Here is a 21,122-nt window from a genome sequence, read left to right as displayed (position 1 = left end):
TCACCTCGCTCAGGAAGACTTCCTCACACGGAGATACCACTCGCACAGCAGCCTGACCTGCTTTTCCGTGTAGCCCTTCTCCACCATCCGGTCGACGAAGCTCTGGTGTTTCGACTTGTCCTCGGCCGAGGCCTTGGCGTTGAACGAAATCACCGGCAGCAGGTCTTCCGTGTTCGAGAACATCTTCTTCTCGATCACTTCGCGCAGCTTTTCATAGCTGGTCCAGTTCGGATTGCGGCCGCTGTTGTTGGCGCGCGCCCGCAGCACGAAGTTCACGATCTCGTTGCGGAAGTCCTTCGGATTGGCGATGCCCGCCGGCTTCTCGATCTTTTCCAGCTCATCGTTCAGCGCGCTACGGTCGAAGCTTTCGCCGGTTTCGGGATCGCGGAATTCCTCGTCCTGGATCCAGCAGTCGGCAAACGTCACGTAGCGGTCGAAGATGTTCTGGCCGTACTCGGAGTAGGACTCCAGGTAGGCGGTCTGGATCTCCTTGCCGATGAACTCCGCGTAGCGCGGCGCGAGGAAGCCCTTGATGAACTCCAGGTAGCGCCGGCGGATCTCGTCGGGATAGTCTTCGCGGCCGATGCGTTGCTCCAGCACGTACATCAGATGCACCGGATTGGCGGCCACTTCGGTCTGGTCGTAATTGAAGACGCTGGACAGGATCTTGTACGCGAAACGCGTTGAGACCCCGGTCATGCCTTCGTCGGTGCCCGCATAGTCCTTGTATTCCTGCAGCGCCTTGGCCTTGGGATCGACATCCTTCAGGCTTTCGCCGTCGTAGACCCGCAGCTTGGAATAGATGCTGGAATTCTCAGGCTCCTTCAGACGCGTCAGCACCGAGAACTGCGCCATCATGTCCAGCGTTCCGGGCGCGCACGGCGCTTCGGACAGCGAGCTGTGATGCAGCAGCTTCTCGTAGATGCGGACCTCTTCTGAAACCTGCAGGCAGTAAGGCACCTTGACGATGTAAATACGGTCAAGGAACGCCTCGTTGTGCTTGTTGTTGCGGAAGGTCTGCCACTCGGATTCGTTCGAGTGCGCCAGGATCGTGCCGTTGAACGGGATGGCAGAGAAGCCTTCCGTGCCCTTGAAGTTGCCTTCCTGGGTGGCCGTCAACAGCGGATGCAGCATCTTGATCGGCGCCTTGAACATTTCCACGAACTCGAGCAGCCCCTGGTTCGCCAGGCACAACCCGCCCGAGTAACTGTAGGCGTCGGGGTCGTCCTGCGAATGGCGATCGAGCTTGCGGATATCCACCTTGCCCACCAGCGACGAAATGTCCTGATTGTTCTCGTCGCCCGGCTCGGTCTTGGCGATGGCGATCTGGCGCAGCACCGAAGGGTTCAGGCGCACGACGCGAAACTTCGAGATGTCGCCGTCGAATTCCTTCAGGCGCTTGACTGCCCACGGCGACATGATGCCGGTCAGGTAGCGCTTCGGAATGCCGTATTCCTTTTCGAGCATGTCGCCGAACCGTTCGGGATGAAACAACCCGAGCGGCGATTCGTTGACCGGCGATCCCTTCAGGGCGTAGATCGGAAAACTTTCCATCAACGCCTTGAGCCGTTCCGCGATGGACGACTTGCCGCCGCCCACCGGCCCGAGCAGATAGAGGATTTGCTTGCGCTCCTCCAGTCCCTGCGCGGCGTGCTTGAAGAACGCGACGATCTGTCCGATCACGTCCTCCATGCCGTAGAACTCCTGGAACGCCGGATAGCGTCGGATGGTCCGGTTGGAAAACAAACGGGAAAGACGTGGGTCGTTGCGCGTATCCACGATCTCAGGTTCGCCGATCGCGGCCAACATGCGCTCAGCGGGGCTGGCGTAGGCCATGGGATCGCGCTTGGCGAGGTTCAGATACTCCTCGAGCGAGAGCTCCGATTCCTGCTCTCTTGCATACTGCGACTTGAAGCCTTCGACGATGTTTTGCACGGAAACCTCCTACAACACGCGAAAAATTCAATACGTCCCTACATGCCCATTGTGCATCAGCGCCTGCGAATTACTAAACAACTTCGCTGTCGGCGTTTTCGGCAGGTCGTTATGTTGCTTTCGCCACACATCAACCATAAGCACGATCGGACCCTTTCTGTTTAGGCTGCACCCCTCGGAAACAAGTTCCATCAGGGTTGCAACGTTGGTGAGCGAATTCGCACAGTCGTTTTCAGCATAGAGCCGCATATAGCGTGCCTGACGCAGCCGCACATGAAATGCTCGGCAATGAAATGACGGAATGAGCGATATCCAATGGATTCTTATGAGCCGGGATAAACCCGAAACGTCCGCCATGCGATCGCAGCGAACGTCCTGAACGGCGCTTTGCGTCTTCGTTCAGTGTCGTGCCGGTCGGTGTTGAACTGCGCCGATTCGCGGCACGGGAATCCGTGGTGACGAGGGCGCGCGGCGGCTGTGCGGGGGGTCCGTGAGCGCGTAGCGCCAAGTCATGCGTCTTATGCTAAGCCTGTGACCGGCTCGTGGCAATTCATTTTGTGCGAATTGCGCGTGCGCGTAATCGCGCGAAACACGATTGACGCCGCGCATGCCGATGCCGGTCATGCAATACGGCACGTCGCATCGGCAGCCCCGCGCCGCCAAGACGCAGGCAGCGCGCGGCTCTACGCGGATTGGCAGCCGAACCCTCGGAGTGCTAGCAGCGGTTTTGCTACGACAGCGCGGGCAGCGCCACGCTTTCCATCAATTGGCGCCACGTGCCGGCGACACGCGCGCGAACGCGTAGATCCGCACCCACGCGCACGGCATCGGTGAATTCATAACGCCGCGCGGCGTCCAGATGCTCCAGCATCGGCAGGCGCACCATGCCCGCCGCGTCGCCCAGCAGCACCGGCGCCAGATACAGCAGCAGTTCGTCGACGCAGCCAGCGGAAACCAGCGCGCCGCTCAGGCCCGCGCCGGCCTCGACGTGGACCTCGTTGAACTGCTCGGCAGCCATCCAGCGCATCATCCCGGGCAGATCGACGCGCCCCGGTTCCGTCCCGGGCAAGCACACGACACGCGCGTTCTTGTCCGCCAGTCGCGCGGCCTTTGCGGCGTCCTCGCGCGCGGTGAACACGATGACTTGCGCCCCGTCGAACAACCGCGCGGTTTCGGGGATCTCGAAACGGCCGTCCACGACGGCCTTGCGCGGCTGGCGCGGCGTCTGGACGTCGCGCACGTTCAGTTGGGGATCGTCCTTCTGCACCGTGCCCATGCCCGTCAGGACGACACAACTGCGCGCGCGCCAGCGGTGCCCGTCGGCGCGCGCCTCAGGACCCGTGATCCATTGCGACATGCCGTTATGCAGCGCGCTGCGGCCGTCCAGCGACGCCGCCATCTTCATCCACACCCACGGCAGGCCGCGGCTCATGCGCGAGATGAAGCCGGCGTTCACCGCCAGCGCCTCTTCGCGGCAAACGCCCGTCGTCACCGCGATGCCGGCGTCGCGCAGGCGCGCCAGCCCCTGGCCGTTCACCAGCGGATTCGGATCGCCCATTGCGACCACCACGCGCGCCGGCCGCGCCGCCAGCACCGCATCCACGCAAGGCGGCGTGCGGCCGAAATGGCTGCAGGGCTCCAGCGTGACGTACAACGTGGAACCTGCCACCGACTCGCCACGCGACTGCGCGTCGCGCAGCGCGCAGATTTCGGCATGCGGGCCGCCTGGCGGCTGCGTCGCGCCCTCGCCCAGCACGCGGCCGTCACGCACGATGACGCAGCCGACCCGGGGGTTGGGCGCGGTGGTCGTCATGACGGTCTGCGCCAGCGCCAGCGCGCGTCGCATCCAGAAGAGGTCGTCGGAGTCGCGGGAAATGTCCATGCCGGCGATTGTATGTCCGCCGGCGCCGTCCCGCCCGGCTTTGCCCCCATGCCGCCGCGCCAGGATACGGATGTCCGTTTTGGGCCGCCCGCCGTCTCGGATAGCGCTCGCCGCCGAGCCGGTTCGGAGTAAAAATAGCGCCGTACCCCTTGAATCCATGGCCAGGAGGCCCGGAAATGAAACAGGCACTTATCGTTATCGACGTACAAGACTCTTTCCGCCAACGTCCGTTTTGGGACGAATCGGAGTATCCGGCGTTCATTTCGCAGATTCAGGCCCTGATCGATGGCGCCCAGGCCAAGGACATTCCAGTGCTGCAGGTGTTTCACACCAGCCCGTCCGATGATCCCGCGAACCCCTTTTCGCTCGCCTCCGGACACGTCAAGACGTTGAAGGAACTGCGTATTGCTCCGACCGCGGTGTTCCACAAGACGGTCCATTCGTCGCTCTACGCGAAGGATGAAACCGGCGCCTCGTTGCACGACTGGCTGCTCAAGCACGGCATCGAAGGCATCATCGTGGCTGGTATCCGCACCGAACAATGCTGCGAAACCACGTCGCGCCATGCCAGCGATGCCGGCTTCAAGGTGGTCTTTCCGACTGACGCCACGCTGACCTTCGCGATGCAAAGCCCGTCGGGCAGGACCTACACGCCGGCCGAGATCCGCGATCGGACCGAGCTGGTGCTGCAAGGCCGTTTTGCCCGCATCGTCCGCGCCGCCGACGCGCTGGCCGTGTAACGCGCAGGCGGGAGGCGCAGATGGTTCCGGTGTACTTCGTGGTGCCGCGCGGCATCGTCCTCCTGGACCTCGCCGGTCCGGCGGAGGCCTTCCGCGTGGCCAACAAGCTGTGCCCGGGCACATTCACCCAGCATTTCTGCAGCCCCTCCCGCGACGTCGAAAGCGGCATTCCCGGCCTGCACCTGGCGCGCTTGCAGCCCCTGCCGGCCGTGCTGCCGGCAAACGCGCTGGTCATCGTCTCGGGCGTGGTGGGCAAGCACACGCGCCTGGACGATGAGGACGCGCGCGCCATCGTGGCGTGGCTGGCTGCCCGGCATCCGGCCGACGGCTTCACCCTGATGACGGTCTGCGCGGGCGCGCTGTTCGCGGCCGCGGCGGGGCTGACGCGGCAGCGCGAATGCACCACCCACCACACCTGCCTGGAAGAGCTCGCCGCCCTTGATCCCACCGCGCGCCTGCTGGACAACCGCATCTTCGTCGAAGACGGAAACCTCGTCAGCAGCGCGGGCATCACGGCGGGGATCGATCTGGCGCTGCACATGGTGGCGCGCCATTGCGGCCCGCGCGTGGCCAGCGAGGCGGCGCGCGACATGGTTGTCTACCAGCGCCGCGCCGGCTCGGACTCGGCCCTGTCGCCGTGGCTGGACCATCGCAGTCATATGCATCCGGGCGTGCACCGGGTGCAGGATGCCGTCATCCGCGATCCCGCCGCCCCCTGGTCGGCCCAGTCGCTGGCGGACCAGGCGCACACCAGTGCCCGGCACCTGACGCGCCTGTTTCGCGAGCACGCGGGGTGCACGCCGATGGATTACCTGTATCAGATCCGCGTGGCGCTGGCTCGCGACCTGCTGCGCGACACCCGGCTGGACCTGGAACGCGTGGCGGAAAAGTCGGGATTTGGATCGGCGCAGCACATGCGCCGCGTGTGGCGCAAATTCCAGCCGCTGACGCCCAGCCTGATGCGCGGGGCGCCTGGCTAGTCCTTGCGCAGCTTGCCCGGCAGCAGCGGGCCCTGCATCTCGCGGATGGCTTCGACGAATTCACCGATGTCCTCGAAGCTTTTGTAGACCGAGGCGAAACGCACGTAGGCCACCTTATCCAGCTTGCGCAGCTCGTTCATGACGAGCTCGCCGATATGTTCGGACGGCACCTCACGCTGGCCGCTGGCCAGCAATTGCTCTTCGATCCGGGCGACGGCGGCATCCACGTCCTCCGTGCTGACGGGGCGTTTGCGCAGCGCAAGGCTCAGGCTTGCGCGCAGCTTGACGGGATCGTATTCGCTGCGGCTGCCATTGCGCTTGACGATCGACGGCATGGCAAGCTCCACCCGTTCGTAGGTGGTGAACCGCTTGTCACAGGACAGGCAGCGGCGGCGACGGCGGATGGCGTCGCCCTCTTCGGAGACCCGGCTGTCGACAACCTGCGTTTCGGCATTGCCGCAAAATGGACACCGCATGTGTGATCCCTAAAGGCGCTGATGGCAATAATTGAGCATATTGTAACGACGGGCATGATGCAAAGCGTCAATTCGGACGACTGCCCAGCCGCGGCCGCCTGGCCGATTGCCAGGCAGGACGCCGCCTGCATGCCCAAAAAGAACAAGGGACGGCGTCTTGCGAAACCGTCCCTTTGCCCGATTCCCGTTCGCGGCATGGCCGCGCCCGGGTCGCCCGCTTACTTCTTGCCGTAAACCGGCAGGCGCGAGGTCAATTCATTGACCTTGGCGCGCACGGCGGCGATGTTGGCTTCGTCGCGCGGGTTGTCCAGCACGTCGGCGATCAGGTTGGCCGTCAGTTCGGCGTCGGCTTCGGTGAAGCCGCGGGTCGTCATGGCCGGCGTGCCCAGGCGGATGCCGCTGGTCACGAAGGGCTTTTCCGGATCGTTCGGGATGGCGTTCTTGTTGACCGTGATGTGGGCCTGGCCCAGCACCGCTTCGGCTTCCTTGCCCGTGATGCCCTTGGAACGCAGGTCCACCAGCATGACGTGGCTCTCGGTACGGCCCGAGACGATACGCAGGCCACGCTTGACCAGCGTGTCGGCCAGCACCTTGGCGTTCTTGACGACTTGCTGCGCGTAGTCCTTGAACCCGGGTTCCAGCGCTTCCTTGAAGGCCACGGCCTTGCCGGCGATGACATGCATCAGCGGACCGCCCTGGATGCCGGGGAAAATCGCCGAGTTGATGATCTTCTCGTGCTCGGCCTTCATCATGATGACGCCGCCGCGCGGGCCGCGCAGCGACTTGTGCGTCGTCGAGGTGACGAAGTCGGCGTGCGGGACCGGGTTGGGGTAGGCGCCGCCAGCAACCAGGCCGGCGTAGTGGGCGATGTCGACCATGAACAGCGCGCCGTTTTCACGGGCGATGCGGGCCATGCGTTCGAAATCGATGTGCAGGGCGTAGGCCGACGCGCCAGCCACGATCAGCTTGGGCTTGTGTTCCTTGGCCAACTGCTCGACCTGGTCGTAGTTCAGGACTTCGTTTTCGTCCAGACCATAGGAGATGAAGTTGTACAGCTTGCCCGAGGCGTTGACCGACGCGCCGTGCGTCAGGTGGCCGCCTTCGGCCAGGCTCATGCCGAGCACAGTGTCGCCCGGCTTGAGGACCGCCATGTACACGCCCTGGTTTGCCTGCGAACCCGAGTTGGGCTGCACGTTGGCGGCTTCGGCGCCAAAGATCTGCTTCAGGCGGTCGATGGCCAGCTGTTCGACCACGTCCACGTATTCGCAACCACCGTAGTACCGCTTGCCCGGGTAGCCTTCGGCGTACTTGTTCGTGAGCTGCGTGCCCTGCGCTTCCATGACGGCGGGGCTGGCGTAGTTCTCCGAAGCGATCAGCTCGATGTGCTGCTCTTGGCGCTGGTCTTCCTTCTGGATGGCGGCCCAAACGTCCGGGTCAGCCTTGGACAAGGTGAGGTTGCGGTCAAACATGACGGGGGTTTCCTGAGGCGGTAATGGAAAAGAAACGGCAGATAAGAAAACGGCGTCGGGCGGGTAAACCCGGAGAATGCTGAGTAGTTTACCCCGTCGCGCGGGATCATTTGCGCTTAAAACCACCGGAACCGCGCCAAATTCCGGCGCACGGGCGCGAAAACCACGGCTTGCCCACGCGGCCGGAAACGGCACTCATGCCGACTTGAGAAAGTTTCATGCAAGGGTGTTCACGCCACGGCCAACGGGGTGTCCGGCCGCGCCGCGGCCTTGCCGCCATGAAAAAGGGACGCACTGGGCGGCCCTGCGTACATCTGGCTGAGCGTCAGGCCGACGTGGCCCCGATTTGCTTGGGCGCGAGCCGGGGGTTCAGCGTATAGGTCCCGGTCAGCGATGCCTTGGCCAGCACGTGCTTCTGGATCGCCCGCAGCGCGTCTTCGCCCGTGAACGAGCCCTGCAGGTTCAGGCTGGGCACGTCCAACGCATACAGGGTGAAGATGTAGCGATGCACCAGGGCATCGTTCCAGGGCGGGCAAGGACCGTCGTAGCCGAAGTACTCGCCGCTCATGTCGTGGTCATTGGCGAACCACGACGAGTAGGAGTTGATGCCCTGGCGCGCGTCCATGGGCGCCAGCGGGCCACCCTTGCCGCGCGGCGTGATGCCGTTGGAGAACGCGCCTTCGTCGATCTCGCGCAGGTCGGCCGGCAGGTCCACCAGCACCCAGTGGAAGAAATCCACGCGGGCCAGGTCGGCGGGCACTTCGCGGCCTTCCTGGTTGACGTCGTCTGGGCGCGAGGGCACATCCGGATCGTGGCAGATCAGTGCAAACGACTGTGTGCCCGCGGGGACGTCGTCCCAGGAAAACTGCGGGTTGAAGTTATCTGCCAGCGCGACGTGCGATTGCGCATCGATCTTGCCGAATGCGTAGCGCTCGGGAATCGACTCGTGATCGGAAAATGACAAACTCGAAAGTTCCATGTCGTGCTCCTGTAAATGCCGCAAAGGCGCTCTGCCCCTGTCTGTACCCTCAGCGTATCAAAACTTCGCAATTACGGGTTCAAGTTAACACGGGCGAACTTTCGCTTGCCCACCTGAACGACGTAAGTCCCGGCCGGCAATTGCAACGATTTGTCTTCCACGCGATCGCCGTTGACGCGCACCCCGCCCTGCTCGACGTTGCGCTGCGCTTCCGACCCGGAGGCGACCAGACCCGCTTCGCGCAACAGCTTCAGAATACCCACCGGCGCGCCGCCGATATTGACCTCGGGCATGTCGTCGGGAATCGCGCCGTCGCGGAAACGCGCCTCAAACGAGGCCAGCGCATCGTCGGCGGCCTTGGCGGAATGAAAGCGCGCGATGATTTCCTGCGCCAGCATCACCTTGGCATCGCGCGGATTGCGCCCGCCATCGATCTCTTGCTTGAGCGCCGCGATCTCCTCCAGCGAGCGGAAGGACAGCAGTTCGAAGTAGCGCCACATCAGCGTGTCGGAGATCGACATCAGCTTGCCGAACATGGAATCGGGCGACTCCGAAATGCCGATGTAGTTGCCCTTGGACTTGGACATCTTCTCTACGCCGTCCGTCCCGACCAGCAGCGGCATCGTCAGGATGCATTGCGGCTCCTGTCCATACTCTTTTTGCAGTTCGCGCCCGACCAGCAGGTTGAACTTCTGATCGGTGCCCCCCAGCTCCAGATCTGACTTCAGCGCGACCGAGTCGTAACCCTGCATCAGCGGATACAGGAATTCATGGACCGAGATCGGGATACCGCCCTTGAAGCGCTTCGTGAAGTCTTCACGCTCCATCATGCGCGCCACCGTGTAACGCGACGCGAGCTGGATCATGCCGCGGGCGCCGAGCGGGTCGCACCATTCTGAGTTGTAGCGGATCTCGGTGCGGGCCGGATCCAGCACCAGGCTGGCCTGCGCGTAATAGGTCTTGGCGTTGGCCTCGATCTGTTCGCGCGTGAGCGGCGGGCGGGTGCTGTTGCGGCCGCTGGGGTCGCCGATGGTGGAGGTGAAGTCGCCGATCAGGAAGATGACGTTGTGCCCCAGGTCCTGGAGCTGGCGCATCTTGTTCAGCACCACCGTGTGGCCCAGGTGGATGTCCGGTGCGGTCGGATCCAGGCCAAGCTTGATGCGCAGCGGCACGCCAGTGGCGCGGCTCTTGGCCAGCTTGCGGGCGAATTCGGCTTCGACCAGCAGCTCATCGCAGCCGCGCTTGGCTATACGCAGATCGGCTTCGACTTCAGGTGTAATGGGGGCTTCGGTGGGTGACATGACAGGGGGGCCAATGCGGCTTCAGCCGACAAAAAGGTGTAAAAAGTGACGAAAACTATCGTAAATTCTAGCCGAATCAGCTAGGATACCGGCCTAATCATACGCAACTGCCATATGTACGCAGTTGCGTTCGCTCTACATCCCTTGTTCACAAGATGCGCCCCCGCGCCAGCCCTTGCCCCGGAAACGGTGCGCGCGAGGGCCGTTCGTGTACCGCACCCTGCGAGTTCAAGCCACCTGAGAGGGTATTTTCACGATGAATCGTGGCCTCCACGAACTGGCGAGTGGCCTCAAGCGCAAAGTCGCTGCCGTATTTGCGCCCGTTGAGCCCAAGCCCCATCGCTCGGGACTTTTCCGCCGCACGCTTCTCGTCACCGCAATTGGTCTGTTCGCAGGCGCCGCCGCTCTCGGCATGGTGCAGCAACCCGACCGCACCGAACTCCCCCCCTCGCGCGTCATCCAGAGCATTCTGCCGCTGACCGCCGAGCAAGTCGAAGTCAGCACGCCCAGCGCCGCCCCCTACATCAGCGAAACCCGGATCCGTCCGGGCGACACGCTGTCGGCGGTGCTGCAGCGCCTGGAACTCGACGCCCCCAATCTCCAGTCGTTCCTGACCCACGACGCCAGCGCCCGCAGCATCTACAAGCTGTACCCGGGCCGCTCGGTGCAAGCCGCCACGGACGAAGCGGGCAATCTGGTGTGGCTGCGCTACATCCACACGCCCGGCAACGAGACCGACGGCCAGGTCGTGACGCGCATGCTGCACGTTGCCCCGTCCGGCGACGGCTACAAGGCCGAGGAAGTCACCGAAAGCACGGAACGCCAGACCCGCGTCGCGGTCGGCACCATCAAGTCCTCGCTCTTCGGCGCCACGGACTCGGCCGGCATTCCCGACTCGGTCACCATGCAAATGGCCGACATCCTTAGCGCCAAGATCGACTTCCTGCGCGACCTGCGCCAGGGCGATCAATTCCGCGTGGTCTACGAAGTGCGCTCGCACGACGGCCGCTACGCTGGCGCCGGCCGCGTGCTGGCCCTGGAATTCATCAACGGCGGCAAGACCTACAACGCCGTCTGGTTCAGCCCCGACGAAAAGACCGGCTCCTATTACGACTTCGACGGCACCAGCCTGCGCGGCGCCTTCCTGCGCACCGCCCTGAAGTTCAGCCGCATCAGCTCGACCTTCGGCATGCGCATGCACCCCATCCACAAGACCTGGACGGGACACAAGGGCGTGGACTACGCCGCGCCGTCGGGCACGCCGATCCACTCCACCGCGGACGGCACGGTCGAATTCTCGGGCTGGCAGAACGGCTACGGCAACGTGGTCATCGTCAAGCACCACGGCAAGTACTCGACCCTCTACGCGCACCAGAGCCGCATCGCCGAAGGCGTCACCAAGGGCTCGAAGGTGTCGCAGGGCCAACTGCTGGGCTACGTCGGTTCCACCGGCTGGGCCACCGGCCCGCACCTGCACTACGAGTTCCGCGTCGACAACCAGCCCATCGATCCGCTGTCGGTGGACCTGCCCGTGGCCCGCGCCCTCGAACCCGCGGAAGTGCGCGCGTTCAACCAGGCGGTTGGCCCCTACAAGCAGCAGATCCAATTGCTGACGCAGTTCCAGCAGACGCTGCCCGACGCGCTGACCAACGTGGCCAGCCGCTAAGGCAGGTCCGAAAAAAACAGGCCCGCGCGCAGCGGGTGCGGCGGCGGGGCATCAAGCCCTAGCCGCCTTTTTCTTTGGAGGCGCCCGTGAATGCCACCCAGCCCATCCAGCAGGACCGCCGCACGCTCTACATTGGCCTGATGTCCGGCACCAGCGTCGACGGCGTCGACGGCGTGCTGACCCGTCTGGACGACGGCCAGGCGCCTCAGGTGCTGGCCAACGCCAGCCTCCCCATGCCAGAGAATCTGCGGCACGAGCTGCTGTCGCTGAACGAATCGGGCGGCGACGAACTTGCCCGCGCGGCGCTCGCGGCCAATGCGTTGGCGCGTGTCTATGCCCAAGCCGTGTCGGCATTGCTTGCGGATGCCGGCGTGGCCGCCAGCGACGTCAGCGCCATCGGCGCGCACGGCCAGACCGTGCGTCACCGCCCGGACCTTGGGTACACCCTGCAACTGAACGCACCCGCCCTACTGGCGGAACTGACGGGCATCGCCGTCGTGGCCGACTTCCGTTCGCGCGACGTTGCCGCTGGCGGCCAGGGCGCACCGCTGGTGCCGCCGTTTCACGCCGCCATCTTCGGCGCCAGCCACGGGCGCGCCGTGCTGAACCTGGGCGGCATCGCCAACGTGACGCTGCTCGTGCCCGGGCAGCCGGCGCGCGGCTTCGACACCGGCCCGGCCAACGTGCTGCTGGATGGTTGGTGCCAACGGCATCTGGGCCGCCCTTACGACGCCGGGGGCCGCTGGGCGGCCTCGGGGCAGGCGCTGGCGCCATTGCTTGAACAACTCATCGGCAGCGAGCCGTGGTTCGGCCTGCCGCCCCCCAAATCCACGGGCCGCGACCTTTTCAACATGCAATGGCTCGACGCCCGACTGGCCGAATTCGACGGCGCCGCGCCCGCGCCGGAGGACGTTCAGGCCACGCTGCAGCGGCTGACGGCCAGAACCGTGGCGGACGCCATCGACCGGGCGGCAGCGGGCACGCAAGAAGTCTTTGTCTGCGGCGGCGGCGCCCACAACGCCGGCCTGATGCAGGAACTGGCGTCTTGCCTGCAACGCCCCGTCCACGCGACCGACGCCCTGGGCGTGCCTGCGCAACAGGTGGAGGCCCTGGCGTTCGCCTGGCTGGCGCACGCGTTCATGACCGGCAAGCCGGCCGGCCTGCCCAGTGTGACGGGCGCGCGCGGCGCAAGGATTCTTGGAGCGCTGTATCCGGCCTGAGCGCGATCCATCACGCGCCCATGCAAAAGCCCTTCGGCAAACCGAAGGGCTTTTTATCTTTCCTGCCTGGGTGATTACACCGAGAACGAGGAGCCGCAGCCGCAGGTGGTGCTGGCGTTGGGATTGCGGATGACGAACTGCGCGCCTTCCAGGTCTTCCTTGTAGTCGATCTCGGCGCCGACCAGATACTGGAAGCTCATCGGATCGACGAGCAATTGCACGCCGGCCTTGTCCAGCACGGTGTCGTCTTCGTTGACGACTTCATCAAACGTAAAACCGTACTGGAAGCCGGAACAGCCGCCGCCCTGCACGAAAACGCGCAGCTTCAATTCGGGGTTGCCTTCTTCGGCCAACAGGTCTTTCACTTTGGCGGCAGCCGAGTCGGTGAACACCAGGGGAACAGGCGGGGGGGCCTGAAGGTCGACGGTTTCGGTCACTGCATTCATGGTTCACTCCTGGCCGGTACGGCCAAAATTCAGTGAGCGGCGTCGCCGCTCGTATGGTGTCACTATAGCGCAGGGCTTGACCAGACTCAAAGTTCAAGCTTGACACTGCGCGAAGCGCGGACGGTTTCCCCCTCGAGGACGCTGACAGTCACGCTTTCGGGGACAAATCCGTCAGGCACGGCCAGGATGCCCTGACTGCGCTGATACTGGTCGAACTGCAGGGCGAGCGACGCGGCGGTCAGGTTTTCTCCGGTGGCCGTGACGGGGCCGGTCTCGGCCTTGAGCTGCATGGGCGCCAGATCCACCGTGACGGTTTCGCCCTTGAGCACGCCGGTGGCCTGAAATCGCAGCGCGCCCGCAAAGGGCGTACCGCCATTGCGGCCACTGCGCATCAGCAGGACCTTGTACCGCAAGCCGCCGCCCTCGCGGTCGATCTGCATGCTGCGAATGTCCACCGAGCCCTCAGGGCCTGGCGGTAGCAGCTGTTCATAGAAGGCAAGCTGGTCACGCACGCGGCCGAGTTCGGCTTGGGCGGCGTGAAGCTGGGTTTCGAGTTCTTGGCGGGCCGATCGCTCGATGACGAGTTCGCCATCGGCCTTATCGAGCTGGCCGCGAATGTAGCGCAGTTGCGTGGCCTGCTGACGCATGGCCTCGTCCTGCGCCTCGGCCTGCTGGACGCTGATGACCACGGCGTCCTGCGGACGATAGAGCTGGCGCGCGTGAAAGAACCCGGCGATCCCGCCCACCAGCACGCCCAGCAGCAGCATCGCGCACAGGCGCACGACTGCGCCGTGACTTCGCGATGGGGAACGGGCGGCTGGATCTGCGGGCATAAAGCGCAATATTGGCGGCCCGACAAACGGGCCGCCTTGGCGTTACGGCAGGATGGCGACCTGGTCCAGGCCCATCGTTTCGGGGATGCCGAACATGAGGTTCATGTTCTGCACGGCCTGACCGGCGGCGCCCTTGACCAGATTGTCCTGCACCACCATGACGATCAGCAGGTCGCCGTTGCCCGGGCGGCTGAGCGCGATGCGCAGGTTGTTGGACCCGCGCACCGAGCGCGTTTCGGGATGGCTGCCGGCAGGCATGACGTCCACGAACGGTTCATCGGCGTAGCGCGCTTCGAACAGGGCTTGGAAGTCGGTGTCGCGCGCCTCGGGTTGGATGCGGGCGTAAATGGTGGAGAACATGCCGCGGATCATCGGCACCAGATGCGGCACGAACGTCAGGCCCACCTTGCCGCCGGCCAGCTTTTCCAGCTGGGCGGTGATTTCGGGGTGGTGGCGATGGCCGGCCACGCCGTAGGCCTTGAAGTTGTCGGACGCTTCCGAGAACAGCGAGCCCACCTCTGCCTTGCGGCCGGCGCCGGACACACCCGACTTGCAGTCGGCGATCAGCGTTTGCGTATCGACCAGCGCCTTGCCGCCTTCAAGCAGCGGCGCCAGGCCCAGCAGCACCGTGGTGGGGTAGCAGCCGGGGTTGCCGATGACGCGCGCCTTGGAGATGGCTTCGCGGTTCAGTTCGACCAGGCCGTATTGCGACTCGGCCAGGATGTCCGGGCAGGTGTGGGGAATCTTGTACCAGCGTTCGAACGTGGGGATGTCCTGCAGGCGGAAATCGGCGGCCAGGTCGATGACGCGCGTGCCGGCGGCGATGAGCTCTTGCGCCTGCGCCATGGCCACGCCGTGGGGCGTGGCGAAGAAGACGACGTCGCAGTCAGTCAGCGAAGCCTTTTCCGGGGCCGAGAATGCAAGCTTCACACGGCCGCGCAGGTTCGGGTACATGTCGGCGACGGGCAGGCCGTCTTCCTTGCGGGACGTGATGGCAGTCAATTCCACGTTGGGATGCTGCGAAAGCAAGCGCAGCAGTTCGACACCGGTGTATCCGGTGCCGCCGACGATACCAACCTTGATGCGGGTGTTCGATGCTTGGGCCATGATGAATGCTCTTCGGAGAACGAATAACGATTGTATCGCTCGGGAATACGGGTAATGCGGCAGGCGTGCTGCAATTGCCACTGCAAACCATTTTCCGACCGAACGCGTGGCGCGGAGTTCCGCGCGCGGGGCCGGCGATGACATTGCATTGCCGGCCCAAAAACAAAAAGCCCGCCGAAGCGGGCTTTTTGCAGGGCATTAACGCTTGCTGAACTGCTTGCGACGACGCGCCTTGCGGAAGCCGACCTTCTTACGTTCGACTTCACGGGCATCGCGGGTCACGAAGCCAGCTTGCGACAGCGAGGGCTTCAGCGTGGCGTCGTAATCGATCAGGGCACGCGTGATGCCGTGACGGATGGCGCCGGCTTGGCCGGTTTCGCCGCCGCCGTGCACGTTGACCTTGATGTCAAACGATTCCAGGTGGCCGGTCAGTTCCAGCGGCTGGCGCACGACCATGCGGCCAGTTTCACGAGCGAAGAACTCGTCGACGGGCTTGCCGTTGACGACGATCTTGCCAGTGCCCTTCTTGATGAAAACGCGAGCCACCGAAGTTTTGCGACGGCCGGTTCCGTAATTCCAGTTACCGATCATGGCGTTTCCTTAGATATCCAGCGTCTTGGGCTGCTGGGCGGTGTGCGGGTGCTCGGCACCAGCATAGACCTTCAGCTTCTTGATCATGGCGTAGCCCAGAGGACCCTTGGGCAGCATGCCCTTGACGGCCTTCTGAATGGCACGGCCGGGAAAACGCTCTTGCATTTTCTCGAAGTTCGTTTCACGGATACCGCCCGGGTACGTCGTGTGGCGGAAGTACTTCTTGTCTTTCGCCTTGGCGCCGGTAACAACGATATCGGACGCGTTGATGATGACGATGTAGTCACCGGTATCAACGTGAGGCGTGAATTCAGGTTTGTGCTTGCCACGCAGACGACGTGCGACTTCGCTGGCCACACGACCGAGGACTTTGCCCTTGGCGTCGATCACAAACCAGTCACGTTGGACTTCATGCGGCTTGGCCACAAAGGTCTTCATGATGGTTCCTAAGAATAAAAAATTTGCTCTGGCTAGAACATCCAGCCAGCATTCTTTCCCAGACTAGGCAGAAATTTGCAGCCCTTTGGCTATTGCAGCCCTTCGGGTTACAGCCATTCAGGCACAAATTCCAGCCCTTATCGCCCCCCGCCTAAGCGTTATGAATCCGCCCGTGCAAAGGTCAAAATGAGGGAAAGCCTGAAATTCTAACACGGCTGCTCAAAAAATGGGCAAGCGGACAGAATTCAGGCGATTCGCAGCGGCCATTCCAGGACAGCCGCCGCAAAATTCATCAGGGGACGCATGCCGCCCCCTGCCCGTCAGGCACCCAGGTAGGCTTCCAGGACGCGCGGGTGGCCGAGCAGTTCGCGGCCCGTGCCCGTCAGCGCCATGGCGCCGTTTTCAAGCACGTAGCCTTGCTGGGCAATCTTGAGCGCCTGGCGCACGTTCTGTTCGACCAGGAACAGCGTGAGGCCGTCGGCGTTGATGGCACGCAGCGACCGGAAGATTTCCTGCACGACGATCGGCGCCAAGCCCATCGAGGGCTCGTCCAGCAGCAGCAGGCGCGGCTTGGCCATCAGGGCCCGGCCGATGGCCAGCATCTGCTGCTCGCCGCCGGACAGGTTGCCGGCCATGCCGCTGATCCGCTCTTTCAGGCGCGGAAACAGGTTGAACACGTATTCCAGATCGGACGCGACGTTCTTCAGGCCGCGGCGATAGGCGCCGAGTTCCAGGTTTTCCAGCACCGTCATGGTGGTCAGGATGGCCCGGCCTTCGGGCACCTGCACGATGCCGCGCGCGACCAGCTGGTTCGGCGCAAGGTTGGTGACGTCTTCGCCCTCGAAGAGGATGCGGCCGCGCGCCTTGGGCAACAGGCCCGACAGCGCAAGCAGCGTCGTCGACTTGCCGGCGCCGTTGGCGCCGACCAGGGCGGTGATTTCGTTGGCGTTCAGGTCCAGGTCGATGCCGCGCACGGCCTCGATGTGGCCGTAGTTGACCTCGAGCCCGCGGACTTCCAGCATGGCGCTCATTGTGTAGCCTCCGCGCGTCGCGCTGCGGTATTCGTCTTGGGAGCGGCCCGGCGACTCATCGGGCGGCCTCCGCTTGTTCGGTGTCTTCGTCGTCTTCGCGGCCCAGGTAGGCCTCGATGACCTGTTCGTTGTTGCGGATGTCCTCGGGACCGCCGCACGCGATGATCTTGCCGAAGTTCAGCACCGCGATGCGTTCGCACAGACCCATGACGAAGCGCATGTCGTGCTCGATCATGAGGATGGTGTAGCCGCGGTCGCGAATGGCCAGGATCTCGCGCATCAGTTCGGCGCGTTCGCCGGTGTTCATGCCGGCGACGGGCTCGTCCAGGAGCAGCAGCTTGGGCTCGGTGGCCAGCGCGCGCGCCAGCTCCAGGCGGCGCTGCTCGCCGTAGGACAGGTTGTCGGCCAGATCGTTGGCCTTGTGGTCCAGGCGCATCCACGTCAGCAGCTCGTGCGCGCGTTCGCGGGCGCGCTGCTCGTGTTCGCGGTAACCCGGCAGGCCCAGCAGCAGGCTGGGGAAACCGTAGTTCATGTGGCGGTAGGCGCCCACGACGACGTTTTCCAGCAGCGTCATCTCCTTGAAGAGACGGATGTTCTGGAACGTGCGGGCGATGCCCATGCGCGTGATGCTGTGCGGCTTCTTGCGCAGCACGCTCTCGCCCTGGAAGGTGATGGAGCCGCCGCTCGGCGGGAGCAGCCCGGTGATCAGGTTGAACACCGTGGTCTTGCCGGCGCCGTTCGGGCCGATCAGGCCGAAGATGGCGCCCTCGGGCACCGACAGGCTGACGTCATGCAGCACATGCAGGCCGCCAAAGCTCTTGGAGACGGAGGAGAGCTCAAGCATGGCGCTTTCCTCCCTGGCGGCTTTGACGCATCCAGCGCTTGAAGCGCGCCGGATCCCAGATGCCTTGCGGCAGGAACAACACAATCACCACCAGGATCACTCCATTCGCGATCAGGCGCAGATCCGCAAATCCGCGCAGCAATTCGGGCAGCGTCGTAATGATGAAGCTGCCCAGCACGGGGCCGGCCAGGCCGCCGATGCCGCCCAGGATCGCCATCGTCAGGATTTCGACGCCGCGGTCGAAGCCGTATTCGTTGGGACCGATGAAGAACGTCAGGTGCGCGTTCAGCGCGCCGGCAAGACCGGCGATCACCGCGCCGGCCACGAAGGCCAGCATCTTGTTGGCGCGCACGTCGATGCCCATCATGCCGGCCGCGGTCTCGTCGCCACGGATGGCGTCGAAGGAACGGCCGATCTTGGAGGCGCGCACGCGCCACAGCACGAACAGCACGATGATCACGGCCAGCAGCACATGCCACCACTGCGTGAGTTGGGGAATGCCGTTCAGGCCCAGCGCGCCGCCGGTGATGGACTCGGTGTTCAGGATGGTCACGCGGACCACTTCGCCGAAGCCCAGCGTGGCCATCGCCAGATAGACCCCCGACAGCCGCAGCGTCGGCAGGCCGATCAGGGCCGCGACCAGCGCCGGGGCGGCCATGCCGCCTGCCAGTGCGACCGCGAAGGGCGCGTCGTAATTCATGGTGAGCAGCGCGGCCGTGTAGGCCCCGATGCCCATGAAGGCGGCGTTGGCCATGGCAAGCATGCCGCAGGCCAGCGTCAGCCAGATGGAGAGGGCCAGGAGTGCATTGGTGCCAAGCGTCAGCACCAGGTTGCCGTAGATGGCCCAGAAATTTTCGAATCCGCTCATACCTTAAGCCTTGCGTTGAACCACTTTGCCGAACAGACCTTGCGGGCGGACCAGCAGGATCAGGAACAGCAGGCCGAAAGCCACCGCGTCGCGCATGGTGGAGCCGATGTAAGCGACGGACAGCACCTCGGCGAAGCCCAGGAAGAGACCGCCCAGCATGGCGCCGCGGATGTCGCCCATGCCGCCCAGGATGATGACCGCGATGCCCTTGTGCAGCATCGGCTGGCCCATCAGCGGGAACAGCGCGTTCGAGTACAGGCCGATCAGCACGCCGGCCACGCCGCCCAGGGCGGCCGCGGCGAACGAGGTGGTGATGAACAGCTTTTCGACGTTGATGCCCAGCAGCCAGGCGGCCTTGGGCGATTCGGCGATGGCGCGCAGCGCGCGGCCGAACTGCGTGCGGCGCATCACGAACATCAGCACGGCCATCAGCGCGAACGACAGGAAGATGATCCCCAGTTCGATGACGGTCAGGTGCAGGCCGGCGACTTCGATGACTTCCTCGGGCACGGTGCCGTGCGGGAAGCGCAGATTGCTGGCGCCAAAGATGCTTTGGGCGCCGTTGTTCAGGATGATGCCGACACCGATGGTGGCGATCATGGGAATCAGGTGGGGTGCGTTGCGCTTGCGCAGCGGCTTGAGCACCAGGTAGTCGATGATGACCCCGGTAAAGCCGGCGACGAAGAACGCGACCATCAGCGCGGCCCACAAGGGCAGGCTGAATTGCTCGACCACGACCAATGCTGCGTAGGCGCCAACCATGAAGACGGCGCCATGCGCCAGGTTGATCACCCCGAGCACGCCGAAGATCAGCGTGAAGCCCAGCGCGAACAGTGCATACACACAGCCCAGCGACAAGGCATTGACGAATTGTTGTTCGAACATGATGGGACTTTCCAAATCTGATAGGGCCGCCTCGCCGTGCCCACAGCGAGGTCTGGTGTGCTTCCGGGGAAGCTTTCTACTTGGTGAGGCCCTGCGATAAAAAGCGCCTTGCGGACGGCCGGGAGGCCATCTGCAAGGCGCATCCCCCCGCGCGGGGATGCGTACTGCTTACTTCTCGATGACGTACTTGCCGTCCTTGGTCACGCTGACGATCGGCGCCTGGTCGGCGTCGTAACCGGCCGGCTTGCCGGCGCGATCATTGGCCTGGCGGAACTTGAACGGGCCGGTGGCGCCGGTCCAGGTCACGGACGGCAGGGCGTCGCGCAGGGCAGCGCGATCCTTGGGCAGTTCGCCGGTGAGCTTGGTGTTCTTCAGGGCCTGGGCGACGATGTACATCGCGTCATACGACTGCGCCGCGAACTGGTCGGGGGCATTCGTGAACTTGGCCTTGTAGGCGTCGATGAACTTGGTGTTCTCGGGGGACTTGTTTTCGATCGACCACGGGCTGCCGATCCACAGATTGTTCGACGCGCCGCCGGGGGCCAAGTCGAAAATCTTGACCGAGTTCATGCCGTTGCCGCCGATGACGGGCACGTTCAGGCCGAGCTGGCGGGCCTGGACCATGATCGGGGCGCCTTCGGCCAGCAGTGCGGACAGCACGATGGCGTCGGGGTTGGTGCCCTTGATCTTGGTGAGCTGGGCCTTGAAGTCCACGTCGCCCTTGGCGAACGTTTCGGTCGTCGTGACCGGGATCTTCTGGTCTTCCAGGGCCTTCTTGAAGTTGTCGTAGCCGCTCTTGGTGAAGACGTCGTCGTTGCCGTAGAGCACCGCCACGTTCTTCAGGCCGGTCTTGGCCTTGACGGTGGAGATGGTGGCGGGCAGCACGTCGGCTTCGGTGACCGAGTTGCGGAACACGTAGTTGCCGATGGAGGTGATGCCATCGGCGGTGTTGGAGGTGCCAAAGACGACCGTCTTGGCGGCCTGGGCGACCGGGTCGGCGGCCTGGGCGGAGTTCGACAGGGTGGGACCGAAGACCATCAGGACGTTGTCCTTGAAGATCAGCTTTTTGAAGACGTTGATGGCTTCTTCTTTCTTGCCTTGCTCGTCTTCGATCACCAGCACGATCTTGTTGCCGTTGATGCCACCGGCCGCGTTGATTTGGTCAGCCGCGAGCTGAAAACCGTTGCGGATCGACACGCCGTACTGGGCGGCGCCGCCGGACAGGGCTTCAGCCACGCCCAGCTTGATGTCGGCTGCGTGGGCGGCCGGGACGATACCGGCGGCGATCAGCGCAGCCAGCAGCTTTTTGGTCTTGGATTGCATGGTTGTTACCACCTTAAAGTCTGTCTCGGAATATTGGTAATCCGGGCTGATGTAATCCTGCCGGATTGACGTCGATGCCGCCTAAAGGCCGCATGAATGCGCGTCAAG

General features: G+C 64.1%; 20 protein-coding genes. 4 read left to right on the top strand and 16 right to left on the bottom strand.

The window, feature by feature from the left end:
• Positions 1-9: 9 nt before the first annotated feature.
• Positions 10-1,926, bottom strand: a complete 1,917-nt coding sequence (locus QEP15_RS02910) for a PrkA family serine protein kinase (RefSeq protein WP_370458365.1) — start codon at positions 1,924-1,926, stop codon at positions 10-12.
• Positions 1,927-2,665: 739 nt separating this feature from the next.
• On the bottom strand, positions 2,666-3,781 hold the full coding sequence (gene ribD / locus QEP15_RS02905; RefSeq protein WP_425285984.1) for a bifunctional diaminohydroxyphosphoribosylaminopyrimidine deaminase/5-amino-6-(5-phosphoribosylamino)uracil reductase RibD: 1,116 nt from the start codon (positions 3,779-3,781) through the stop codon (positions 2,666-2,668).
• A gap of 212 nt (positions 3,782-3,993) precedes the next feature.
• Here ribD and QEP15_RS02900 point away from each other — a divergent pair, with 212 nt between their 5' ends.
• Entirely contained in the window at positions 3,994-4,557 is a 564-nt protein-coding gene (locus tag QEP15_RS02900) for a cysteine hydrolase family protein (protein WP_128829912.1), read from the top strand.
• A gap of 20 nt (positions 4,558-4,577) precedes the next feature.
• A complete protein-coding gene (locus QEP15_RS02895) occupies positions 4,578-5,537 on the top strand; it encodes a GlxA family transcriptional regulator (RefSeq protein ID WP_056327846.1) in 960 nt (319 codons plus the stop codon).
• Here QEP15_RS02895 and nrdR read toward each other — a convergent pair.
• The 4 genes from nrdR to tyrS form a co-directional block, all read right to left on the bottom strand.
• On the bottom strand, positions 5,534-6,013 hold the full coding sequence (gene nrdR / locus QEP15_RS02890) for a transcriptional regulator NrdR (RefSeq protein ID WP_056327845.1): 480 nt from the start codon (positions 6,011-6,013) through the stop codon (positions 5,534-5,536). The genes QEP15_RS02895 and nrdR overlap by 4 nt on opposite strands.
• Before the next feature lie 218 nt (positions 6,014-6,231).
• Positions 6,232-7,482: a serine hydroxymethyltransferase gene (gene glyA, locus QEP15_RS02885; protein WP_056327844.1), complete on the bottom strand. Its 1,251-nt coding sequence runs from the start codon at positions 7,480-7,482 to the stop codon at positions 6,232-6,234.
• Between the two features lie 325 nt (positions 7,483-7,807).
• Positions 7,808-8,461, bottom strand: a complete 654-nt coding sequence (locus tag QEP15_RS02880) for a YbhB/YbcL family Raf kinase inhibitor-like protein (RefSeq protein ID WP_056327843.1) — start codon at positions 8,459-8,461, stop codon at positions 7,808-7,810.
• Positions 8,462-8,532: 71 nt separating this feature from the next.
• Entirely contained in the window at positions 8,533-9,762 is a 1,230-nt protein-coding gene (tyrS, locus tag QEP15_RS02875) for a tyrosine--tRNA ligase (protein WP_152383345.1), read from the bottom strand.
• Positions 9,763-10,018: 256 nt separating this feature from the next.
• Between tyrS and QEP15_RS02870 the strand changes: the two genes are divergently transcribed.
• Positions 10,019-11,428, top strand: coding sequence for a M23 family metallopeptidase (locus QEP15_RS02870; protein ID WP_056327841.1), 1,410 nt, complete (start codon positions 10,019-10,021; stop codon positions 11,426-11,428).
• A 140-nt stretch (positions 11,429-11,568) separates the two neighbouring features.
• On the top strand, positions 11,569-12,648 hold the full coding sequence (locus QEP15_RS02865) for an anhydro-N-acetylmuramic acid kinase (protein ID WP_280148884.1): 1,080 nt from the start codon (positions 11,569-11,571) through the stop codon (positions 12,646-12,648).
• Positions 12,649-12,722: 74 nt separating this feature from the next.
• Here the strand turns inward: QEP15_RS02865 and erpA are convergent, their stop codons facing one another.
• The 10 genes from erpA to QEP15_RS02815 form a co-directional block, all read right to left on the bottom strand.
• Positions 12,723-13,094: an iron-sulfur cluster insertion protein ErpA gene (gene erpA / locus QEP15_RS02860; RefSeq protein ID WP_056327840.1), complete on the bottom strand. Its 372-nt coding sequence runs from the start codon at positions 13,092-13,094 to the stop codon at positions 12,723-12,725.
• 86 nt (positions 13,095-13,180) lie between these two features.
• Positions 13,181-13,927, bottom strand: a complete 747-nt coding sequence (locus tag QEP15_RS02855; protein WP_056327839.1) for a DUF6776 family protein — start codon at positions 13,925-13,927, stop codon at positions 13,181-13,183.
• A 42-nt stretch (positions 13,928-13,969) separates the two neighbouring features.
• A complete protein-coding gene (gene argC, locus QEP15_RS02850) occupies positions 13,970-15,034 on the bottom strand; it encodes an N-acetyl-gamma-glutamyl-phosphate reductase (protein ID WP_056327838.1) in 1,065 nt (354 codons plus the stop codon).
• A gap of 198 nt (positions 15,035-15,232) precedes the next feature.
• Entirely contained in the window at positions 15,233-15,625 is a 393-nt protein-coding gene (rpsI, locus tag QEP15_RS02845) for a 30S ribosomal protein S9 (RefSeq protein WP_008163098.1), read from the bottom strand.
• Between the two features lie 9 nt (positions 15,626-15,634).
• Positions 15,635-16,063, bottom strand: a complete 429-nt coding sequence (gene rplM, locus QEP15_RS02840) for a 50S ribosomal protein L13 (protein ID WP_008163100.1) — start codon at positions 16,061-16,063, stop codon at positions 15,635-15,637.
• A gap of 320 nt (positions 16,064-16,383) precedes the next feature.
• Positions 16,384-17,094 (bottom strand): ABC transporter ATP-binding protein, encoded by a 711-nt coding sequence (locus QEP15_RS02835; RefSeq protein ID WP_056327837.1) that lies wholly within the window; start codon positions 17,092-17,094, stop codon positions 16,384-16,386.
• A gap of 55 nt (positions 17,095-17,149) precedes the next feature.
• On the bottom strand, positions 17,150-17,938 hold the full coding sequence (locus tag QEP15_RS02830; protein WP_056327836.1) for an ABC transporter ATP-binding protein: 789 nt from the start codon (positions 17,936-17,938) through the stop codon (positions 17,150-17,152).
• Entirely contained in the window at positions 17,931-18,806 is an 876-nt protein-coding gene (locus QEP15_RS02825) for a branched-chain amino acid ABC transporter permease (protein WP_056327835.1), read from the bottom strand. Before QEP15_RS02825 ends, QEP15_RS02830 begins: the two co-directional genes overlap by 8 nt.
• Positions 18,807-18,809: 3 nt before the next feature.
• Positions 18,810-19,691 (bottom strand): branched-chain amino acid ABC transporter permease, encoded by an 882-nt coding sequence (locus QEP15_RS02820; protein WP_056327834.1) that lies wholly within the window; start codon positions 19,689-19,691, stop codon positions 18,810-18,812.
• A 168-nt stretch (positions 19,692-19,859) separates the two neighbouring features.
• Positions 19,860-21,014 carry an ABC transporter substrate-binding protein gene (locus tag QEP15_RS02815; protein WP_056327833.1) on the bottom strand — a complete coding sequence of 385 codons (1,155 nt, stop codon included), beginning with the start codon at positions 21,012-21,014 and terminating at the stop codon, positions 19,860-19,862.
• Positions 21,015-21,122 lie beyond the last annotated feature (108 nt).

The sequence above is a fragment of the Achromobacter mucicolens genome, from assembly GCF_029866465.1.
GTDB lineage: Bacteria > Pseudomonadota > Gammaproteobacteria > Burkholderiales > Burkholderiaceae_B > Achromobacter > Achromobacter mucicolens.
Note: the sequence above shows the minus strand (reverse complement) of the source record. Positions and strands in the feature narration are given on the sequence as shown.